Source organism: Streptomyces sp. NPDC048278 (assembly GCF_040652195.1).
Lineage (GTDB): Bacteria > Actinomycetota > Actinomycetes > Streptomycetales > Streptomycetaceae > Streptomyces.
This window is the reverse complement of record NZ_JBEZLP010000011.1, coordinates 20341-38666: the sequence shown is the minus strand read 5'-3', so window position 1 is coordinate 38666 and position 18326 is coordinate 20341. Positions and strand designations below refer to the sequence as shown.

General features: G+C 70.8%; 15 protein-coding genes. 2 read left to right on the top strand and 13 right to left on the bottom strand.

What is annotated here, in order from left to right:
* Positions 1-33: 33 nt before the first annotated feature.
* Both AB0D74_RS20430 and AB0D74_RS20425 read right to left on the bottom strand, forming a co-directional pair.
* Positions 34-900: an ABC transporter permease gene (locus AB0D74_RS20430; RefSeq protein ID WP_362588473.1), complete on the bottom strand. Its 867-nt coding sequence runs from the start codon at positions 898-900 to the stop codon at positions 34-36.
* The gene (locus tag AB0D74_RS20425) at positions 890-1705 is read right to left on the bottom strand and encodes an ABC transporter ATP-binding protein (RefSeq protein ID WP_362588470.1); all 816 of its coding nucleotides are present in this window, start codon (positions 1703-1705) and stop codon (positions 890-892) included. The genes AB0D74_RS20430 and AB0D74_RS20425 overlap by 11 nt, the downstream gene beginning before the upstream one ends.
* Positions 1706-1863: 158 nt before the next feature.
* Here AB0D74_RS20425 and AB0D74_RS20420 point away from each other — a divergent pair, with 158 nt between their 5' ends.
* Complete coding sequence (locus AB0D74_RS20420; protein WP_362588467.1) at positions 1864-2556, top strand: response regulator; 693 nt, start codon at positions 1864-1866, stop codon at positions 2554-2556.
* 14 nt (positions 2557-2570) lie between these two features.
* On the opposite strand, the gene AB0D74_RS20415 is transcribed toward AB0D74_RS20420, so the two are convergent.
* The 6 genes from AB0D74_RS20415 to AB0D74_RS20390 form a co-directional block, all read right to left on the bottom strand.
* Positions 2571-4163 carry a cation acetate symporter gene (locus tag AB0D74_RS20415; RefSeq protein ID WP_362588464.1) on the bottom strand — a complete coding sequence of 531 codons (1593 nt, stop codon included), beginning with the start codon at positions 4161-4163 and terminating at the stop codon, positions 2571-2573.
* Entirely contained in the window at positions 4160-4717 is a 558-nt protein-coding gene (locus AB0D74_RS20410; protein ID WP_362588461.1) for a DUF485 domain-containing protein, read from the bottom strand. The genes AB0D74_RS20415 and AB0D74_RS20410 overlap by 4 nt, the downstream gene beginning before the upstream one ends.
* Before the next feature lie 69 nt (positions 4718-4786).
* Positions 4787-5470 carry a response regulator transcription factor gene (locus AB0D74_RS20405; protein WP_362588458.1) on the bottom strand — a complete coding sequence of 228 codons (684 nt, stop codon included), beginning with the start codon at positions 5468-5470 and terminating at the stop codon, positions 4787-4789.
* Positions 5467-6618, bottom strand: coding sequence for a histidine kinase (locus tag AB0D74_RS20400; RefSeq protein WP_362588455.1), 1152 nt, complete (start codon positions 6616-6618; stop codon positions 5467-5469). The genes AB0D74_RS20405 and AB0D74_RS20400 overlap by 4 nt, the downstream gene beginning before the upstream one ends.
* Entirely contained in the window at positions 6615-7148 is a 534-nt protein-coding gene (locus AB0D74_RS20395; protein ID WP_362588452.1) for a DUF1453 domain-containing protein, read from the bottom strand. The genes AB0D74_RS20400 and AB0D74_RS20395 overlap by 4 nt, the downstream gene beginning before the upstream one ends.
* A gap of 482 nt (positions 7149-7630) precedes the next feature.
* Complete coding sequence (locus AB0D74_RS20390) at positions 7631-9754, bottom strand: DNA topoisomerase IV subunit B (RefSeq protein ID WP_362588448.1); 2124 nt, start codon at positions 9752-9754, stop codon at positions 7631-7633.
* 442 nt (positions 9755-10196) lie between these two features.
* Here AB0D74_RS20390 and AB0D74_RS20385 point away from each other — a divergent pair, with 442 nt between their 5' ends.
* Positions 10197-10427: a hypothetical protein gene (locus tag AB0D74_RS20385; protein WP_181803130.1), complete on the top strand. Its 231-nt coding sequence runs from the start codon at positions 10197-10199 to the stop codon at positions 10425-10427.
* A gap of 103 nt (positions 10428-10530) precedes the next feature.
* Here the strand turns inward: AB0D74_RS20385 and AB0D74_RS20380 are convergent, their stop codons facing one another.
* The 5 genes from AB0D74_RS20380 to AB0D74_RS20360 all read right to left on the bottom strand — a co-directional run bounded on the left by AB0D74_RS20380 (position 10531) and on the right by AB0D74_RS20360 (position 18269).
* Entirely contained in the window at positions 10531-11397 is an 867-nt protein-coding gene (locus tag AB0D74_RS20380; RefSeq protein WP_362588444.1) for a serine protease, read from the bottom strand.
* Between the two features lie 122 nt (positions 11398-11519).
* Positions 11520-13079 carry an RNA polymerase sigma factor gene (locus AB0D74_RS20375; RefSeq protein ID WP_362588441.1) on the bottom strand — a complete coding sequence of 520 codons (1560 nt, stop codon included), beginning with the start codon at positions 13077-13079 and terminating at the stop codon, positions 11520-11522.
* 529 nt (positions 13080-13608) lie between these two features.
* A complete protein-coding gene (locus AB0D74_RS20370) occupies positions 13609-14496 on the bottom strand; it encodes a FadR/GntR family transcriptional regulator (RefSeq protein ID WP_362588438.1) in 888 nt (295 codons plus the stop codon).
* Between the two features lie 162 nt (positions 14497-14658).
* The gene (locus AB0D74_RS20365) at positions 14659-17430 is read right to left on the bottom strand and encodes an ATP-binding cassette domain-containing protein (RefSeq protein ID WP_362588435.1); all 2772 of its coding nucleotides are present in this window, start codon (positions 17428-17430) and stop codon (positions 14659-14661) included.
* Positions 17431-17510: 80 nt separating this feature from the next.
* Positions 17511-18269, bottom strand: a complete 759-nt coding sequence (locus tag AB0D74_RS20360; RefSeq protein ID WP_093498678.1) for an NUDIX hydrolase — start codon at positions 18267-18269, stop codon at positions 17511-17513.
* Positions 18270-18326: the final 57 nt, after the last annotated feature.

The window sequence follows — 18326 nt, the reverse complement described above, 5'->3', positions numbered from 1 at the left end:
GAGAGGCGGTGCGGGGTGGAGAGGAGGCCTGGCTCAGCTGTCGGAGTCCGACGGCTTCCACCGGAAGATGCGGCGCTCGGCGAAGGTGAGCAGCCCTTCGGCGGCGAGCGCGACGACGGCGAGGATGACCATGGCGGCATACACGCCGGCCGCGTTGAAGGTGCCCTGCGACTGCGCGACGAGCAGGCCGATGCCCTTGGTGGCGCCGATGTACTCGCCGACGATGGCGCCGATCAGGGCGAAGCCGAAGCTGACGTGGAGGCTGGTGAAGATCCACGAGGTGGCGGACGGGATGACGACCTGGAGGGTCACCCTGCGGTCGCTCGCGCCGAGGATCCGGGCGTTGGCGACCAGGTTGCGGTCGACCTCGCGGGCGCCCTGGAAGGCGTTGAAGAACACCGGGAAGAACACCAGCACGACGGCCGAGGCGACCTTGGAGGACGCGCCGAGCCCGAACCAGATCACGAAGATCGGGGCGAGCACGATCCTGGGGATCGAGTTGAGCACCTTGATGTATGGACCAAGGACATCGGCCAGGAAGGCGATCCGGCCGAGGGCGATACCGAAGACCACACCGGCGATGACGCCGATGATCCAGCCCAGCAGCGCCTCGTAGAGCGTGTACCAGATCTGCTCGCCCAGGGAGCCGAGCGCGGTGCCGTGGGTCACCCAGGTCCAGATCTGGTCCCAGATCTTCGACGGCATCGAGAAGTTGAACGGGTCGACGACCTCGGCCCGGGACAGGACCTCCCACAGGCCGAGGACGGCCACCAGGAGCAGCGCGCGCACGGCGAACACGATCACCTTGCGTCTGCGGGCGGCCTGTGCCCTGGAGCGGGCCCGGTCCGGGGCGGTCTTCACCGCGTCGGCGACGGGCGTGGTGAGCACCTCAGGCGACATGGGCGGCACCCCTCTCGCGGGTGATGCGGACCTCTTCGCCGAGGGACTCCCAGATCTCGCGGTAGATCTCGATGAACCGCGGCTCCAGACGCACCGACTCGACCTTGCGGGGGCGGGGCAGGTCGATCTCGAAGACCTGCTTCACCGTGGCCGGTCCGGCGGTCATGACGACGACCTTGTCGGCGAGCGCGATGGACTCCTCCAGGTCGTGGGTGACGAAGACGACCGAGGCGCCCGTGCCCTCCCACAGGTCGAGGAGTTCGTCCGACATCAGGGCCCGGGTCTGCACGTCGAGCGCGGAGAACGGCTCGTCCATGAGCAGGATCTCGGGGTCGTTGACGAAGGTCGCGGCGAGCGCCACGCGCTTGCGCTGCCCGCCGGAGAGCTGGTGGGGATAGCGGTCCTCGAACGCGGCGAGCCCGACCTTGGCCAGCCAGGCACGGGCCTTCTCCCTGGCCTCCGCCTTGGGCACGCCCCGGAAGCGGGGTCCGGCCATCACGTTGGAGAGCACGGTCCGCCAGGGGAAGGTGGCGTCCTGCTGGAAGACGAAGCCGACCTTGTCGCCGACGCCGGCGACCGGCGCGCCGGCCACCAGCACCTCGCCCTCACTGGGCTCCTCCAGGCCGCTGACCAGGGTCAGCGTGGTGGACTTGCCGCAACCCGTCGGCCCCACGACGGCCACGAACTCACCGCGCCCGACGGTGAGGTCGAGGTCGCGGACGGCCGTGTGCAGACCCCCCGACGGGGTCTTGAAGATCTTGCTCGCGCCCCGCAGCTCGATGGCGGGGCTGGTGTCTGCGTTCATGGGCCGCGACGGTAGGTGTGACCCGGACCACGGCAGCAGTCTTCTGGGCGCAAGCCGTTCTTTTGCTCGCAAGGGCCTGTTGTGCTCGTTTTGCTCGCGCTACAACTGCGCAGACGAAACACGGGCTTAACGCTCGCCGGCCTTGAAGGAGAGGCCTGATGATTGACGTCCTGGTGGTCGACGACGACTTCCGCGTCGCTGAGATAAACGCCAAGTACGTGGGGAAGGTTCCCGGCTTCCGGGTGGCCGCCCGCGCGCACAGTGCCGCCCAGGCACTGGCCGCCGTGGACCGCGGCACCATCGACCTGGTTCTGCTGGACCACTACCTGCCGGACCAGACCGGCCTCGAACTCGTCCACCGCATGCGGGAACAGGGGCACCGCACCGACGTCATCATGATCACGGCGGCCAGCGATGTGACCACCGTCCAGAAGGCGATGCGGCTGGGCGCCCTGCACTATCTGGTCAAGCCGTTCACCTTCGCCGCCCTGCGCGCCCGCCTGGACTCCTACGCGGCCCTGCGCCGTACCGTCGACCGGGTCGGCGGCCGGGGGCTGACGGGCCAGGAGCAGGTCGACCGGATCTTCGGCGCACTGCGCACCTCACCGGCGCCGTCCGCGCCCGGCCTGCCCAGCGGCCACTCCGAGCCCACCACGGACCTCATCTGCGGCGTCCTGCACCGCGCCGACCATCCGCTCTCCGCGCACGAGGTCGCCGCCGAGACCGGCCTCAGCCGCTCCACGGCCCAGCGCTACCTCCGCCACCTGGAGCAGGCCGGCCGCCTCCGCCTCTCCCTCAAGTACGGCGACACGGGCCGCCCGGAGCACCGCTACGCCTGGGTGGCGCCGTAGCCGTCCCGGACGCTCTAGACGGCCCCCGCCCCTGTCAGCGAGCGCACCTCGGTCTCCGCGTGCCTGCCCTCGTCCGGGACCTCGTCCGAGGTGACCGTGCCGAGCCAGCCGGCCAGGAAACCGAGCGGGACGGAGACGATCCCCGGGTTCTGCAACGGGAAGTACTGGAAGTCCACCCCCGGGAACAACGCGCCCGGGCTCCCGGACACCACCGGGGACAGCACGACCAGCCCCAGCGCCGGCACGAGCCCGCCGTATACGGCCCACACCGCGCCGCGTGTCGTGAAGTTCCGCCAGAACAGCGAATACAGCAGCACCGGCAGGTTCGCCGAGGCCGCCACGGCGAAGGCGAGCCCCACGAGGAAGGCGACGTTCATGTTCCGGGCCAGCAGGCCGAGGGCGATCGCCACGACACCGATGCCGACCGCTGCCACGCGCGCCACCCCGACCTCGCTGCGGGGCTTGCCGTGCGGCCTGCGCAGGGTGGCGTAGAGGTCGTGGGCGACGGACGCCGAGGAGGCCAGGGTGATCCCCGCGACCACGGCGAGGATCGTCGCGAAGGCAACGGCGGCGACGACGGCGAACAGGATCGTTCCCCCCGTGGAGCCCGCGCCGCCGCCCAGGTCGAGCGCCAGCAGCGGAACCGCCGTGTTCCCCGACTCGTTCGAGGCACGGACCACGTCGGGCCCCACCACGGCCGCCGCCCCGAAGCCGAGCACGAACGTCATCAGGTAGAAGCTCCCGATCAGCCCGATCGACCAGACCACCGAACGCCGGGCCGCCCGCGCGGTCGGCACCGTGTAGAAGCGGGACAGGATGTGCGGCAGGCCCGCCGTGCCCAGCACCAGTGCCAGTCCCAGGCTGATGAAGTCCAGCCGCGCGCTCCAGCTCCCGCCGTACCTGAGTCCCGGCGCCAGGAACGACTTCCCGTGCCCGCTGCGCTCGGCGGCCGTGAGCAGCAGCCGGTCGACGTCGCCGTGGAAGCGCAGCAGCACCAGCACGGTCAGCGCCACCGTCCCGCCCATCAGCAGCACCGCCTTCACGATCTGGATCCAGGTGGTGGCCCGCATCCCGCCCAGCGACACATAGATCACCATCAGCGCGCCGACCCCGATGACCGTCCACACCTGCGCCGCCTCGCTGGTCCGCCCGAGCAGCAGCGCGACCAGGCTGCCCGCCCCCACCATTTGCGCGACCAAATAGAAAACGGACACGGTGACCGACGACGTCCCCACCGCGATCCGCACCGGCCGCTCGCTCATCCGCGCCGCGACCACGTCGGCCAGGGTGAACCGTCCGCAGTTGCGCACCAGTTCGGCCACCAGGAAGAGCACGACCAGCCACGCCACCAGGAACCCGACCGCATACAGCAGCCCGTCGTAGCCGAACAGCGCGACGAGTCCGGTCACGCCCAGGAACGAGGCCGCCGACATGTAGTCGCCCGCAATGGCAAAACCATTCTCCATCGGGGAGAAAAGTCGCCCACCGGCATAGAACTCCTCTGCCGAACCATGCCGCTTCCTGCTCACCCACGTCGTGATCCCGAGCGTCACGGCGACGAACGCGCTGAACAGCAGCAGCGCGAGCGTCTGGTGCTGGCCCGTCATGACGCACCGCCCCGGGCGCCACGCGTCAGCTCCTGGGTGTCCCAGCGCAGCTCCAGCGCGGCGCGGTCCCTGCGCAACCGCGCGTGCCGGGCGTAGGCCCAGGTGAGCAGGAACGTGCTGAGGAACTGCCCGAGCCCCGCCACCATCGCCACGTTCACCGCTCCGGCTACGGGCCGCGCCATCAGCCCGGGCGCCGTCGTCGCGGTCACCACGTACCCCACGTACCAGGTGAGGAAGGCAGCGACCCCCGGCACCACGAATCTCCGGTAGCGGCTGCGCACCTCCTGAAAGGCCGCGCTGCGCTGCACCTCCAGGTAGACGTCCCGGGCCCGGACTGCCGCCCCGTCCGCCTCCGTTCGCGCGCCGGGCACGGTCGGCGCCGGCTCCCCGGTGCCGGCCGGCTCGCCCCAGCCGGACGCCAGCGCGTCGTACCAGGGATCCTCGTACCTGACTTCCCGGGAGGCCGCGCCGTACTCGCCCTGGTCCTCGTGCCGCCCGGCCGAACTCTCGGAGCCGCCCCCGCCGTCGCGGTGACGCCCGTTACTTGACTGCATGCCCAAGGATGGACAGATCGGGAAGATCCCTGACTCTTCTTCCAGCAGCTCTTCACCCCATCAGGTGACTCAATCCCCTGGTGGCCGCACCAATCCCTTGCCATAGGCGTAACGCACCGCCTGCGCCCGGTCCTTGAGACCCGTCTTGGCGAACAGGTTGTTGATGTGCGTCTTCACGGTCGCGGTGGACACGTGCAGCTTCCGGGCGATCTCCTGGTTGGTGAACCCCTCTGCGATCAGCACCAGGACCTCGGTCTCCCGCGCGGTCAGCCCGTCGGGCGCCTCGGCGGCCACGGGCGCAGGTTCAGGCTGCGACAGCCGCTCCAGCAACCGCCGCTGGATGCTGGGCGACAGTCCCGCGTCTCCCGACAGCACGCTCTCCACGGCTCGCACGATCTCGTCGCCGCCCGCGTCCTTGGTCAGGTAACCACGGGCGCCGGCCCGCAGCGCCGGGAACAGCGACTCGTCGTCCGCGAACGTCGTCAGCACCACCACCTGGGTCCCGGGGTACTCCGACCGGATCCGCCGGGTCGCCTCCACCCCGTCGCACCGCGGCATCCTCAGGTCCATCAGCACCACGTCCGGGGAGAGCTCGGCGACCAGCCGGACCGCCTCCTCCCCGTCGCCCGCGGCTCCGACGACCTCCACGCCGGGCAGCAGCCCGAGGAGCATCACGATCCCCTCCCTGACCACCGTCTGGTCGTCGGCGACCACGACCCGCGCGGGCTTCTTCTCCCCCTCCGTCTCCGTCATACGGGCACCCTCAACCTCACCTCGAACCCCTCGCCTTCAGGCCCTGCCTCCAGCGACCCGCCCAGCAGTTCGGCCCGCTCCCGCATACCCAGCAGACCGTACCCGCCGCCCGCGCCGCTGAGTTCGCCCGCACGACCACCCGAGTCGCGTACGTTCAGCCCCACTTCGTGCTCGCTGTAGTCCAGCCGCACCTGGACCTTGGCGCCGTAGGCGTGCTTGCGGACATTCGTCAACGCCTCCTGGGCGACACGTCGTACGGTCTGCGACGCCTCCGCGGGCAGAGATCTGCGTTCACCCGTCACGGTGACCTCGGCGCCGTCGGTGGAGCCGACCAGTTCGGTCAGGAAATCCTCCAGCGGAGTGAGCTCCCCGCGCAGGGCGGACAGGGCCTGCCGGGTCTCGGCGAGCCCGTCGCGGGCCATTCCCCGGGCGGCCACCACCCGTTCAAGGATCTGCTCCCGGTCGGCTCCGCGCTCGATCAGCAGCCGCGCGGCCTCCAGGTGCACCATCTGGGCGGAGAGGCTGTGCGCCAGCACGTCGTGGATCTCCCGTGCGATCCTGGCCCGCTCTGTCAGCGCCGCCGACTCGGCCTCGGCCGCTCTCGCGGCCCGCTCCTGGGCGAGCAGCCGCTGGGCACCTCCCCGGGCCTCGGCGTCGAGCCGCAGGACATAGCCGGCGAGAGCCATGCCCACGGCGGTGGCCGCGGTGGTCAGCCACACGTCGTTGTTGAACGCGGAGTAGGCGGCCAGGGCCACGGACGTGACGGGCAGCGCGATCGCGATCGGCAGCCGCTCCAGGGCGGAGATGCCGCAGCCGCACCAGATCACGAGCGCCGGTCCCTGGAAGCCGGTGATCTCCGCGAGGACCGCGATCCCCAGGAGGACGACGACGAGCACCAGGGAGGGCACGAGCCGGTGGGCATAGGTGGTCCGGAAGAATCCCCAGGAGACCACGCCGGTCACGACCACCCCCGCCACCGCCGCCGCCATGCCCCAGCCGTGGACGTGCGACTGGTTGAAGGCACTCCACAGCAGCAGAGCGAGGACGAACAGTCTCACCCCCCAGGCGAGGGCGCGCCGGGACCAGGTGAGCCCCGCGCGGCTCAGCGCCTCCCGTGAGGGCCAGCGTGTCCAGGCGTTCTCCGTCACACGCCTTCCTTCCTGGTGACCCGGGCCATGGCGTCACCGTACGCCCGGGTGGGGCCGCCCACGGGCGCCGTGGAGGGAAGCGACTGGGCACGCCAGACGAGGATGCCCGCGCGGACCAACAGGGTGACCGCCAGGCCGAGCATGAGAGCCGCGCTGTCCTGATGGACGCCGACGGCGGCTCCGAGGGCGTAGAGACCGACACGCACGGCGATGCCGCCGAACCAGACGAGTGCGCTGGCCTTGGTGCTCCTGGTCCACACGACGCCGTCGGCTTCCGTCCACACCCGGGTGGTCCAGGCCCAGGCCGCACCCATCACCAGTCCCACCAGCAATTCCGTGCCGAGCAGCACGGCGGAAGCGGTGTGGTGGTGGGCGTCGAGTATGCCGGGTTCGCGCAGTGCGACGACCGCGAGGATCACGGGCACCAGCCACCAGCGCCTGCCCGTGTCGATCGGGCGGGCGCGGAACTGGCGCACGATCACCACGACGACGACGGCCGCGATCAGCAACGCGTTGACGAGCCCGGACATCAGAGCCTCCGTGAGCGGGAAGGGACGGTGCCGGGAGCGGGAGCTGCCGACGCCTTCGACGCTACGGAATTGCGCAGGTCAGCAGATCGGAGCGGGGGTGGATCACGGGTGGATTCCGACGAAGGGAATCTCTCCACCCCCGGGTGGAGAACCATGCGGGGGGCGTCGTGGCGTCGTCGGCCGACGGGCTCGGGTGCGCTGAACCCTCTCGGACGGATCGACAGGGCCCCGGCCGGACCGACGACGGAACCCGGCGGAACGGCCGACCGGCGCTTCACCGGGGCAACCGGCAGGTCCTCGCGGAAACGACCCACCGGCGGTCGGACGGCGACCGACCGGCGACCGACCGGACCGGCGGCCGTGCCCTTGCCGGAGAGACCGGCCGGGCAGCGCACGCCTCACCGCCGCCCGGTCCGCCTCGTCCCGTACCGCCCTGGTCCTCCGCCGCCGGCCCCTGCTTCGGACAGAGCCCAGCCCCGCGGCTACGCGTCGATCCGCGACCGGTCCAGCGTCGCCGCCGAGCCGGAGATGAACTCCTTCCGGGGAGCCACGTCGTTGCCCATCAGAAGGTCGAAGACCTGTTCGGCCGCCTCCAGGTCGGAGAGGTTGATGCGGCGCAGCGTGCGGTGGCGCGGGTCCATCGTCGTCTCGGCCAGCTGGTCGGCGTCCATCTCGCCGAGACCCTTGTAGCGCTGGATGGAGTCCTTGTACCGGACACCCTTGCTCTGGAACTCCATGAGCTTGTCGCGCAGCTCGCGGTCCGAGTACGTGTACACGTACTTGTCCTGGCCCTTCTTGGGCTGGGTGATCTCGATGCGGTGCAGCGGCGGCACCGCGGCGAAGACCCGGCCGGCCTCGACCATGGGCCGCATGTAGCGCTGGAACAGCGTCAGCAGCAGGCAGCGGATGTGCGAGCCGTCGACGTCGGCGTCGGTCATCATGATGATCTTGCCGTAGCGGGCCGCGTCGATGTCGAAGGTGCGGCCCGAGCCCGCCCCTATGACCTGGATGATCGCCCCGCACTCGGCGTTCTTCAGCATGTCCGTCACCGAGGACCGCTGGACGTTGAGGATCTTGCCGCGGATCGGCAGCAGCGCCTGGAACTCGGAGTTCCGGGCGAGCTTCGCCGTACCGAGCGCGGAGTCTCCCTCGACGATGAACAGCTCGCTGCGCTCGACGTCGTCGCTGCGGCAGTCGGCGAGCTTGGCGGGGAGCGACGAGGACTCCAGGGCCGTCTTGCGGCGCTGCGCGTCCTTGTGCTGGCGGGCCGCGATGCGGGTCCGCGCGGCGGCGACCACCTTCTCCATGACCACGCGGGCCTGGGCCGCGGCGTCGCGCTTGGTGGAGGTGAGGAACGCCTTCAGTTCCTTGGTGATCACGTTGTTCACGATCCGGCGGGCCGCCGAGGTGCCGAGGACCTCCTTGGTCTGGCCCTCGAACTGGGGCTCGGCGAGCCGGACGGTGACGACGGCCGTGAGGCCCTCCAGGGCGTCGTCCTTGACGATGTCGTCCTCGGCGACGCGCAGCAGCTTCTTGGCCCGCAGCGCCTCGTTGAGAGTCTCGCGGACGGCCTGCTCGAAGCCGGCCACGTGGGTGCCGCCCTTGGGCGTGGCGATGATGTTGACGAACGACCTGACGTTCTGGTCGTAACCGGTGCCCCAGCGCATCGCCACGTCGACGCCGAGTTCACGGGTGACCTCGGTCGGGGTCATCTGGCCGTGCTCGTCCAGGACCGGGACGGTCTCCTTGAAGGTGCCCTGCCCGGAGAAGCGGAGGACGTCGCAGACCGGCTTGTCGGTGGCCAGGTACTCGCAGAACTCGCTGATGCCGCCGTCGAAGCGGAACGACTCCTCGCCCTTGCTGCCGCCCTCGCCGAGGCCGTACTCGTCACGGACGACGATGGTCAGGCCGGGCACCAGGAACGCGGTCTGGCGGGCGCGCTGGTGCAGCGTGTCCAGGGAGAGCTTGGCGTCCTTGAGGAAGATCTGCCGGTCGGCCCAGTAGCGCACGCGCGTGCCGCTGCGGGTCTTGGGCACCCTCTTGGTCTTGCGCAGCCCGCTCCCGGCGTCGAACCTGCCGTCCGGACCGGCGCCCGTGAAGGCCCCCGGCACACCGCGCCGGAAGCTGATGGCGTGCACGCTGCCGCCGCGGTCGACCTCGACGTCGAGACGCGCGGAGAGGGCGTTGACCACGGAGGCGCCGACGCCGTGCAGACCGCCGGAGGCGGCATAGGAGCCGCCGCCGAACTTGCCGCCGGCGTGCAGCTTGGTCATCACGACCTCGACACCGGAGAGGCCGGTCTTGGGCTCGACGTCCACGGGGATGCCTCGGCCGTTGTCCCGGACCTCGACGGAGCCGTCGTCGTGGAGGATGACGTCGATGTGGTCGCAGTAGCCGCCTAGGGCCTCGTCCACGGCGTTGTCGATGATCTCCCACAGGCAGTGCATCAGACCGCGGCTGTCGGTCGAGCCGATGTACATGCCAGGGCGCTTGCGCACGGCTTCGAGGCCCTCAAGGACGAGCAGGTGCCGCGCGGTGTAGTTGGAGCCGTCCCGGTCTGCTCCTGCCAGCAGCGCTGTGGACGGCACGGACGTATCGGCGGTCACGCGGTTCGCTCCTCGCTGAATTTCAATGGGGCCCCTTTGGGGTAAGGGGTCGGCTTCGGTCGCCGCTCAGAGGGTACCGAGGCCTGGTAGAGCCGTTGTAACGCCACCCTCGTCATGAACTCACACTAGTCCAGCGTCGTATGCGTGTTCGATCCCTCGATGGAGTGAAGTACATATCACGTTCCCTTCGAGGCATGAACCATTTAGGCTCCGGGCACGTCCTCACAAACAACCGGCAACCCGGCCGGGAGGATGAGACCGATGAACCGCGCGAACCCGTAAGCACCTAAGACGACGCAATACGGCACATTCGCCGCCAACCGGCAGCAGACGGCCACCTCGAAAGATTTTTTTTCGAGGAGAAGCCCCGAGCGGGAACGTTTTCGGGCTGGTTGGATGTTGACCCTGGTACGACAGCTCGTCGAGCTAGAGAAGAGGCGACGTGACTACTGTTCTGACCCCCGCGAGCCACCTGACGGCCGCCGATCGCTGCGACCGCTGCGGCGCCCAGGCATACCTGCGCGTCGTGCTGCTCAGCGGCGGAGAACTGCTCTTCTGCGCCCACCACGGTCGCAAGTTCGAGCCGGAACTCAAGAAGATCGCCGCTGAGATACAGGACGAGACGGAGCGGCTGACCTCCGCCCCGGCCACCGCCTCCGAAGATGAGCGCTGACCTCTCGCATCCACGACGAGCCAGCTCCGGCACAGGCCGGTGAAGGGCGGTCGCTCCTCAGGGAGCGACCGCCCTCGTCGTATCCGCACCGCACCAGAGGCCCTCAGGGGCGCTTGTGCGGCCCGCGTGAACCACTGAGGGCACCACGGGGTCCAAGCGCCCGTACGACCTCCGAGACGCGCGTGTAGACGCCTGGACTGCCCGGTCGGCCGCAGCCGCTTCCCCACGACACGAGCCCGATCAGCTTCCCGCCGGCGACCAGCGGCCCGCCGCTGTCGCCCTGGCAGGCGTCCGGGCCGCCCCGGGTCTCGCCCGCACACACCATCGAGTCCGCCCGGTAGGTGCCGTCGGCGCCGCCGGGATAGGCCCGCTCGCACGTCTGGTCGGGCAGCACATGGAGCCGCGCCGCGTACAGCCGGCGCGAGTAGTCGCCGCCGCCCGTGACGTCGCCCCAGCCCGAGACCAGGGCACTGGTGCCGGCCTTGTAGGCGGTGTCCCCCCTAGGGGCCATCGCGATGACCGCGCGGGCCGGCAGCGGCTCGGCAAGGGTGAGGACGGCGAAGTCACCGGTGTTCGTGTCCGGGTCGTAGCCGGGATTGACGCGGGCCGCGGTCACGGGGATCTCCTGGCCCTGCGTCCCGAGCAGATCCGTACGGCCCGCGATGACCTTGAGGTCGCGGACCGGGTCGGACGGCCCGCCGACGACCTCGTCGGCCAGGCAGTGGGCCGCGGTCAGGACGGTGGTCCGGCCGATCGCCACCCCGCCGCAGAACTGACCGGCCCGCGTACCTCCGAACCGGTCACGGCTGGACAGTGCGACCGTCCACGGGGCCTGGGAGACGTCGACGGGGAAGCCCCCGACCACGACACTGCCGGCGACTGCGGGAGACGTGGTGGCCAGCGGTATGGCCGTGCTGACGGCCGCCAGGATCAGCGGCCGGATCAGGGCCGGGGCAACAGAACGGCGCATGCACGTTCCTCACTCTGGGTGGGACTGGGACACCCAGAGTCATTCAGCGCACCGCGGCCCGCAGCACGAAGGCCCGGCCTCCACGGTGGGAGGCCGGGCCTTCGACGCCGTACGAACGCGACCTAGTCGAGGTAGTCGCGCAGCACCTGGGAACGCGACGGGTGGCGTAGCTTCGACATGGTCTTGGACTCGATCTGGCGGATGCGCTCGCGCGTGACGCCGTACACCTTGCCGATCTCGTCGAGGGTCTTCGGCTGACCGTCGGTGAGACCGAACCGCATGGAGACGACGCCGGCCTCGCGCTCGGACAGGGTGTCCAGCACCGAGTGCAGCTGCTCCTGGAGGAGCGTGAAGCTGACGGCGTCGGCCGGTACGACGGCCTCGGAGTCCTCGATGAGGTCACCGAACTCGCTGTCGCCGTCCTCGCCCAGCGGGGTGTGCAGGGAGATGGGCTCACGGCCGTACTTCTGGACCTCGATGACCTTCTCCGGGGTCATGTCGAGTTCCTTGGCCAGCTCCTCCGGGGTGGGCTCGCGGCCCAGGTCCTGGAGCATCTGGCGCTGCACGCGCGCGAGCTTGTTGATGACCTCGACCATGTGCACCGGGATACGGATGGTGCGGGCCTGGTCGGCCATGGCGCGGGTGATCGCCTGGCGGATCCACCAGGTGGCGTACGTGGAGAACTTGTAGCCCTTGGTGTAGTCGAACTTCTCGACCGCGCGGATCAGACCGAGGTTGCCCTCCTGGATGAGGTCCAGGAAGAGCATGCCGCGGCCGGTGTAGCGCTTGGCCAGGGAGACCACCAGACGGAGGTTGGCCTCCAGGAGGTGGTTCTTGGCGCGGCGGCCGTCCTCGGCGATGATCTCCAGCTCGCGCTTGAGCTTCGGGGCCAGCTTGTCGGCGTTGGCCAGCTTGTCCTCGGCGAACAGACCGGCCTCGATGCGCTTGGCGAGCTCGACCTCCTGCTCGGCGTTGAGCAGGGGGACCTTGCCGATCTGCTTGAGGTAGTCCTTGACCGGGTCGGCGGTGGCACCGGCGGCGGCGACCTGCTGCGCCGGCGCGTCGTCCTCGTCCTCGTCGGACAGGACGAAGCCCGCGCTCTCGGTGCCCTCGGGCTCCTCGGCGCCCGCCTTGACCTCCTCGAGAACCTCGTCCTCGAGAATCTCGGCGTCGTCCTTCTTGGCGGCGGTCTTCTTGGCCACCGTCTTCTTGGCTGCGGCGGTCGCGGTCTTCTTCGCGGCCACCTTCTTGGCGGCGGGGGCGGCCTTCTTGGCAACTGCCTTCTTCACGGGCGCCGCCTCCTCGGCCGCGTCGTCGGCGACAGCGGCGGCGGACGCCACGGCGGGGGCGGCCGTGGCGGTGGCCTTCCTGGTGGTCACCGTCTTCGCCGCGACCGTCTTGGTGGCGGTGCGCTTGGCCGGACTCTTCGCTGCGACGCTTTTGCGGGTGCGCTTGGGCTCCGCGGCACTGACCATCAGCGTCACACCCTCTTCCTCAAGGATCTGGTTGAGGCTGCGCAGTACGTTCTTCCACTGAGTGGCCGGAATCTGGTCAGCTTCGAAGGCCCGACGCACATCGTCGCCGGCGATCTGCCCCTCAGCCTTTCCCCGCTCAATGAGAGCCATGACAGAGACGGACTCGGCGATCTCCGGCGGGAGCGTACGGGATGTGCTGGCCGACACGAACAACCTCTCGGAACGTTGAAAAACGGCTTCCGGCCCCGTCCGGGACGGACTGGAGCCGACCGCCGGCTTGGGGATGGGCCGACGGCGCGGGCGGGGGCCGGGAAGATGCACAGCGCCATGAATGGCGTCCGTATTCCCTCCGCGGCTGTCACCTCTTAGGTCATCGCGTTGTTCGCAAGAGCGTTACGCCCAATCTACGTGGCCCGAGTCACACCCCGTAAGCGCTCAAAAACGGTCAGATATGGGCAGAGGCTGACGTTGATGATCTCTCCGGACCGTTTGGATCACTGCGGAGCCTGCCCCGTACGGCTCCGGTGCAACCGGTCCTGCGACCACTCCCGCGACCGCGAAGGAATCTGTCGTGCGACCGGCCATCGCACGCCGCGCCGATCCCGCCGCACCGCCGGGCCCCGCCGGAGCCCCGAGGGATCCGGCAGGGTCCGGCGGCGGCCGGCGGAAGCGATTCCCCGGGCCGACGGCGCCCCGAGAACGCGGCACTGACCGAGCGCACCGCTGTCGACGCGGGTCAGTGCTCGCGCGGGGCGGGCACCACGCGCTCCACCTCGGGGTGGACGGTCAGCAGCTGACGCATCGCCGACTCGGCCGCGGTGCCGTCTCCGGTGCCGAGCGCGTCGACGATCCGCGCGTGCTGGGCCAGGGACGCCTCGTTCGGCCGCTCACAGCCGGTGACCGGGCCGCCGGACACCTGGAGAGCCGCGGACACGATGCCGGACAGGTGTTCCAGCATGCGGTTGCCCGCGACCTGGATGAGCAGCGAGTGGAACTCGGCGTCGGCGCGCGAGAACGTCAGCGCGTCGCCCTGCGCCATGGCGTGGCTCATGATCTCGACCATGTCGCACAGCCGCTGCTGGACGTCCTCGCGCCCGTGTCCGGCAGCGAGGCGGGCGGCGAGCGGCTCGATCGTCCAACGCAGCTCGCTGAGCTCGCGGCGCTGGTCGTCGCGCTGCGGCCCGAAGGCCCGCCACTCGATGATGTCCGGGTCGAGGAGGTTCCAGTCGCTGACGGGACGTACCCGCGTGCCGACATTCGGGCGGGCGCTGACCAGGCCCTTGGCCTCCAGGACCCGGAGGGACTCCCGGACGACGGTGCGGGAGACCTCGAAACGCTGGCCGATCTCCTCGGGCACCAGCGGGCGGTCCGCGCCCAGGTCGCCGGAGACGATCATCTGCCCCAGTTGTTGGACGAGTTGACCGTGCAGTCCACGGCCGCGGCTGCCCGCGGCGCGCCGGCCCACACGGCCCAGCTCCGGATCCGCACCCTCCCAGGCGGGCGTGCCGACCCGATCGGTGACGGGGACCTCCGCATACGGGTAGCGGTCGAGTTCGCCCGGGCCGACCAGACCAGAGTCTGCGGAGCGGGCGGCGGTCATCATGGTGTGCGCAAGGGTACTCACGGATCCTTTGTCGGCGCTGCCTCCAACTCCCTTGAGGTCTTTGGTGAAAAGCACACGAAAGGGTGATCGCTCACCCCGTCGCAATTGACGCCTTATCGGAAAGAAATGGCCGTTCTGCGGGGAGTTGTGCGCACGGCGGGACCGCAACCGCCCGGTCCGTGGTCATCGGGCCCTGGTTCGCAGGGTGCTGAACAGATACGCGCAGACCAGCGCCACCAGCGACAACGCCAGCGCACCGCCCACGGGTTGGGCGATCACCCGGGCCGCGCCGACCAGATACCGCTCTCCTCCGAAGGGCCACTTCAGCAGGAACATCTCGCGCATCCGCATCGGAAGTCCGGCGGCCATCCGTACCCCTGTCCCTTGCACAGCACTGTGTACGACGGGCACGACGAGCACGGGTACGGCGAGCACCGCGGCGAGACCGGCCGTGGTGGACCGGAAGACACCGGCCGCCAGTACGCCGGCCCAGGCACAGCCGACGACCAGTGCGAACCAACTCGCGGTCAGTGAGATCCAGTCGGCGGGAACCTGTGCGAGCTCCCGACCGTAGACGAGGTAGAGCACTTCGGCGTCGCAGCCCAGCGTGAGGAACGAGAGCAGTACCGCGGTCGCCCCGGAGACCAGCAGCTTGGCGGTGAGCAGCCCCAGTCGGCGCGGCACGGTACCGCGGTCCGACGCCAGCGCGGGGTGACGGAACTCGTCTCCGAAGGCCAGCGCCCCGAGCAGTCCCGCGCCGAGCGCCGCCGGGGGCAGCGGCAGCTCCCGCGGCCAGGCCGCGAACAGCCGGGCCTGCGGGGTGTGTCCCACCCTGGCCAGCAGTACCGCGGTGAGGGCGGACACCAGCAGTACGGCACCGCAGGTGACGAAGCCGGTACCGATCCCGGCGGCGCGGCGGAGTTCGTAGCGCAGGGGGCGGAGAGGGCTGGGCACCGGGCGGACGGAGATGGGAGGCGGAAGCGGGGAGAGCGGGTCCGGTGCGTCGGCGGCTCCGGCGCCCGCGGGGTCGGTCGGCGCCGAGGCGGAGTCACCGCCGCCTGCGGATGCCTTCCGGAGTTCCGGCTGCGGCTGCGGCTGTGGCTGTGGCTGTGGCTGTGGCTGTGGCTGTGGCTGTGGCTCCCGGGCGGGCCGTGGGGCCGCGGGGGTCTCAACGGCTCCCGAGCCGGTGGCGGGCCGGATCGCGGGAGTGCCGAAGGACGCGGTACGCATCGGCGCCTCATCGTTGACGGCCTCGACGGACAGGGCGTCCGCCGAGGACTGGGCCGCGGGGGTGTCGGCGGGTACCGCGCGGATGGCCGACTGTGCCGTGGCGGCTTCGGCGTGGCTGACCTGGCCGAGCGGCTGGGATGCCGGGGCTTCGGCGACCGCCGGGCGGCTCGATGGCTGGGCGGTGGAAGTGGCGGCCGGGGGCTGGGCGGGCACGGCGGGCGCCGTCCTGGTCGCCCCGGCATGACCGGAGGGTTCGGCGGAGCCGAAGGAGGCCGAGGACTTGGCGAGCGAGGAGGCGGTCGACGGCTTGGCCGCTGCCGGAGCGGGCAACTCTCCAGGGGTACGCATGCGGGTGGAGCGCTCCGTGTCCGGGATCGCGGGCACCGACGTGACGGCCGGACAGTCGGTGCGGCCCGCGTCGGTGGTGTGGTGGAGCTGGGGTTCAGCGGCGTCGTCGGGGTCCGTGGCGGCCGGTGGCCGATTCCGGCCCGGCTCCTGGCCGGGGGTGCGCGGCTGCTGCGTGAGGCCCGGGGCGACCGAGGGGTGCGGGGCGACCAGCTCCGTCCTCGGCTGCGGTGCGACCGCGGGCGTGTCGGTGTCCTTGCGCCCTTCGGCGTCCGGTGCGTCCTGACGGCCGGGGGCCGGTGCCTCCCCGGCCCGCTGTGGGTGCGCCTGCCGGGTACCGTGCACCGCGGCCTGCTCCCCCGCGCTCTCGGCACCTGGCCGCTCGCGCGCCGGCCACCCCTCGTCGGCCGCAGTCAGCGCGTCGCCGTCCGGTTCCTGCCACTCCGGCTCCGGCGCCGCCCCTGCCTCCCACGCCTCCAGCGTCAGCCGCTCCACTCCGGCGCCCGGTCCCATGTCACCGGTCTCGTCAGCGAGTTGGTGGACGAGGATGCCGTGGCGGAACGCCGTCTCGCCGACCTCGGCGGTCGTACTGCCGTACACGGAGAGACGGTTGCCGCCTTCTCGTACGACCTCCACCGAGCGGTGGGTGGTGCGGGCTTCTTTGCTGAGGGCGGCGGCGAGCCGGTCGGCGTGGGGGCTGCGGACGGCCACGCGTGGGCGCAGCCGGGTGCGGGCGAACGCGCCGGCCTCCTGGTCCGCGACGAGCCTGCCGGTCTTCAGGGTGACGACCCGGTCGGCGGCGCGGGCGGCCTCCTTGGGGTCGGCGGTGGTGAACAGAACCGTGCCGCCCTGCGCCGCGTGCGCCCGGAGCATGCGGTGCAGCCAGTGGGCTTCACGGGTGGGGAGACCGTCCGCCGGTTCGTCCAGGACGAGGGTGTGCGGGTCCGCGAGGAGCGCGCAGGCCAGGCCGAGTCGGCGGTCCGTGCCGTGCGACAGCGTGCCGAGGCGTTCCTCGCGGAGGCTGACGAGCCCGACCGCTTCGAGCACTTCGTCGGCGCGCCGGGCCGGCACTCCGGTCGCCGCGCACAGCATGCGCAGATGACCGCGGACGGAGCGGGCCGGATGACCGGCCACGTCACCGAGGACCACACCGACCTCACGCGAGGGGTGGGCGATGCGGTGCAGGGGGCGGCCCCTGAAGTAGGTGAGGCCGCGCCCCTGTTGGAGTTCGAGCATCAGTCGGAGCGTCGTGGTCTTGCCCGCGCCCGCCTCGCCCAGGAGTGCGGTGACGCGGCCCGCGCCCGCTTCGAAGGTCACGTCGTCGACGGCGGGCGGGTGCGCCTTGCGGGGGTTGCTGGTCAGTCCGAAGGCCTGGATCACCTTAGGGAAGATAGCGTGGAATGACCGTTTTTCCGGGTATAGAAGGTTTTAACCCGGCCCAAGTTCGCGCTGTCGGACGGTCACACCTCGGGCCGGAGCATCGGCGGGTTGAGCAGAGTGGCCCCGCCGGCCCGGAAAAGCTGGGCCGGGCGACCGCCCTGACGGGTCGTCGTGCCACCGGTGGGGACAAGGAAGCCGGGGGTTCCGGTCACCTTGCGGTGGAAGTTGCGCGGGTCGAGTGCCACCCCCCACACCGCCTCGTAGACGCGGCGCAGTTCACCGACCGTGAACTCGGGCGGGCAGAAGGCGGTGGCCAGGGACGAATACTCGATCTTGGACCGGGCCCGTTCCACCCCGTCGGACAGAATCTGGGCGTGGTCGAAGGCAAGCGGGGCGACGGGTTCGCCGTCGCGGCCGTAGCCGCCCTGCGCGAGCAGTTCCTCCACCGGCGCCCAGCGTGCGTTGCTGGCGTCACCGCCCGCGCGCGGTGCGGGGAGGTCGGGGGCGAGCGCCAGGTGGGCGACGCTGACCACGCGCATCCGGGGGTCGCGCTTGGGGTCGCCGTAGGTCGCCAACTGCTCGAGGTGGGCTCCGCCCTCCTGGGCGGGGGCGTCGGGGTCGTGGGCCCGCAGCCCGGTCTCCTCCGCGAGTTCCCGCGCCGCGGCCTGGGACAGGTCCTCGTCGGCCCTCACGAAGCCGCCCGGCAGCGCCCAGCGTCCCTGGAACGGCGACTCGCCTCTGCGCACCGCCAGCGCGCACAGGGCATGTCGGCGCACGGTCAGCACGACCAGGTCCACGGTGACGGCGAACGGCGGAAAGGCTGACGGGTCGTAGGGCATGCGGTGATCATAGTCGTCTGCCTGACGATAAACACTCCCTTCGGCACTCGCTCCGAC

Excerpts from the sequence above, each read along its gene's own strand:
- AB0D74_RS20405 (WP_362588458.1), bottom strand. The coding sequence starts at position 5,470 with ATGACGGAGACGGAGGGGGAGAAGAAGCCCGCGCGGGTCGTGGTCGCC.
- AB0D74_RS20395 (WP_362588452.1), bottom strand. The coding sequence starts at position 7,148 with ATGTCCGGGCTCGTCAACGCGTTGCTGATCGCGGCCGTCGTCGTCGTG.
- AB0D74_RS20425 (WP_362588470.1), bottom strand. The coding sequence starts at position 1,705 with ATGAACGCAGACACCAGCCCCGCCATCGAGCTGCGGGGCGCGAGCAAG.
- AB0D74_RS20380 (WP_362588444.1), bottom strand. The coding sequence starts at position 11,397 with ATGCGCCGTTCTGTTGCCCCGGCCCTGATCCGGCCGCTGATCCTGGCG.
- AB0D74_RS20410 (WP_362588461.1), bottom strand. The coding sequence starts at position 4,717 with ATGCAGTCAAGTAACGGGCGTCACCGCGACGGCGGGGGCGGCTCCGAG.
- AB0D74_RS20415 (WP_362588464.1), bottom strand. The coding sequence starts at position 4,163 with ATGACGGGCCAGCACCAGACGCTCGCGCTGCTGCTGTTCAGCGCGTTC.
- AB0D74_RS20360 (WP_093498678.1), bottom strand. The coding sequence starts at position 18,269 with ATGCCCTACGACCCGTCAGCCTTTCCGCCGTTCGCCGTCACCGTGGAC.
- AB0D74_RS20430 (WP_362588473.1), bottom strand. The coding sequence starts at position 900 with ATGTCGCCTGAGGTGCTCACCACGCCCGTCGCCGACGCGGTGAAGACC.
- AB0D74_RS20420 (WP_362588467.1), top strand. The coding sequence starts at position 1,864 with ATGATTGACGTCCTGGTGGTCGACGACGACTTCCGCGTCGCTGAGATA.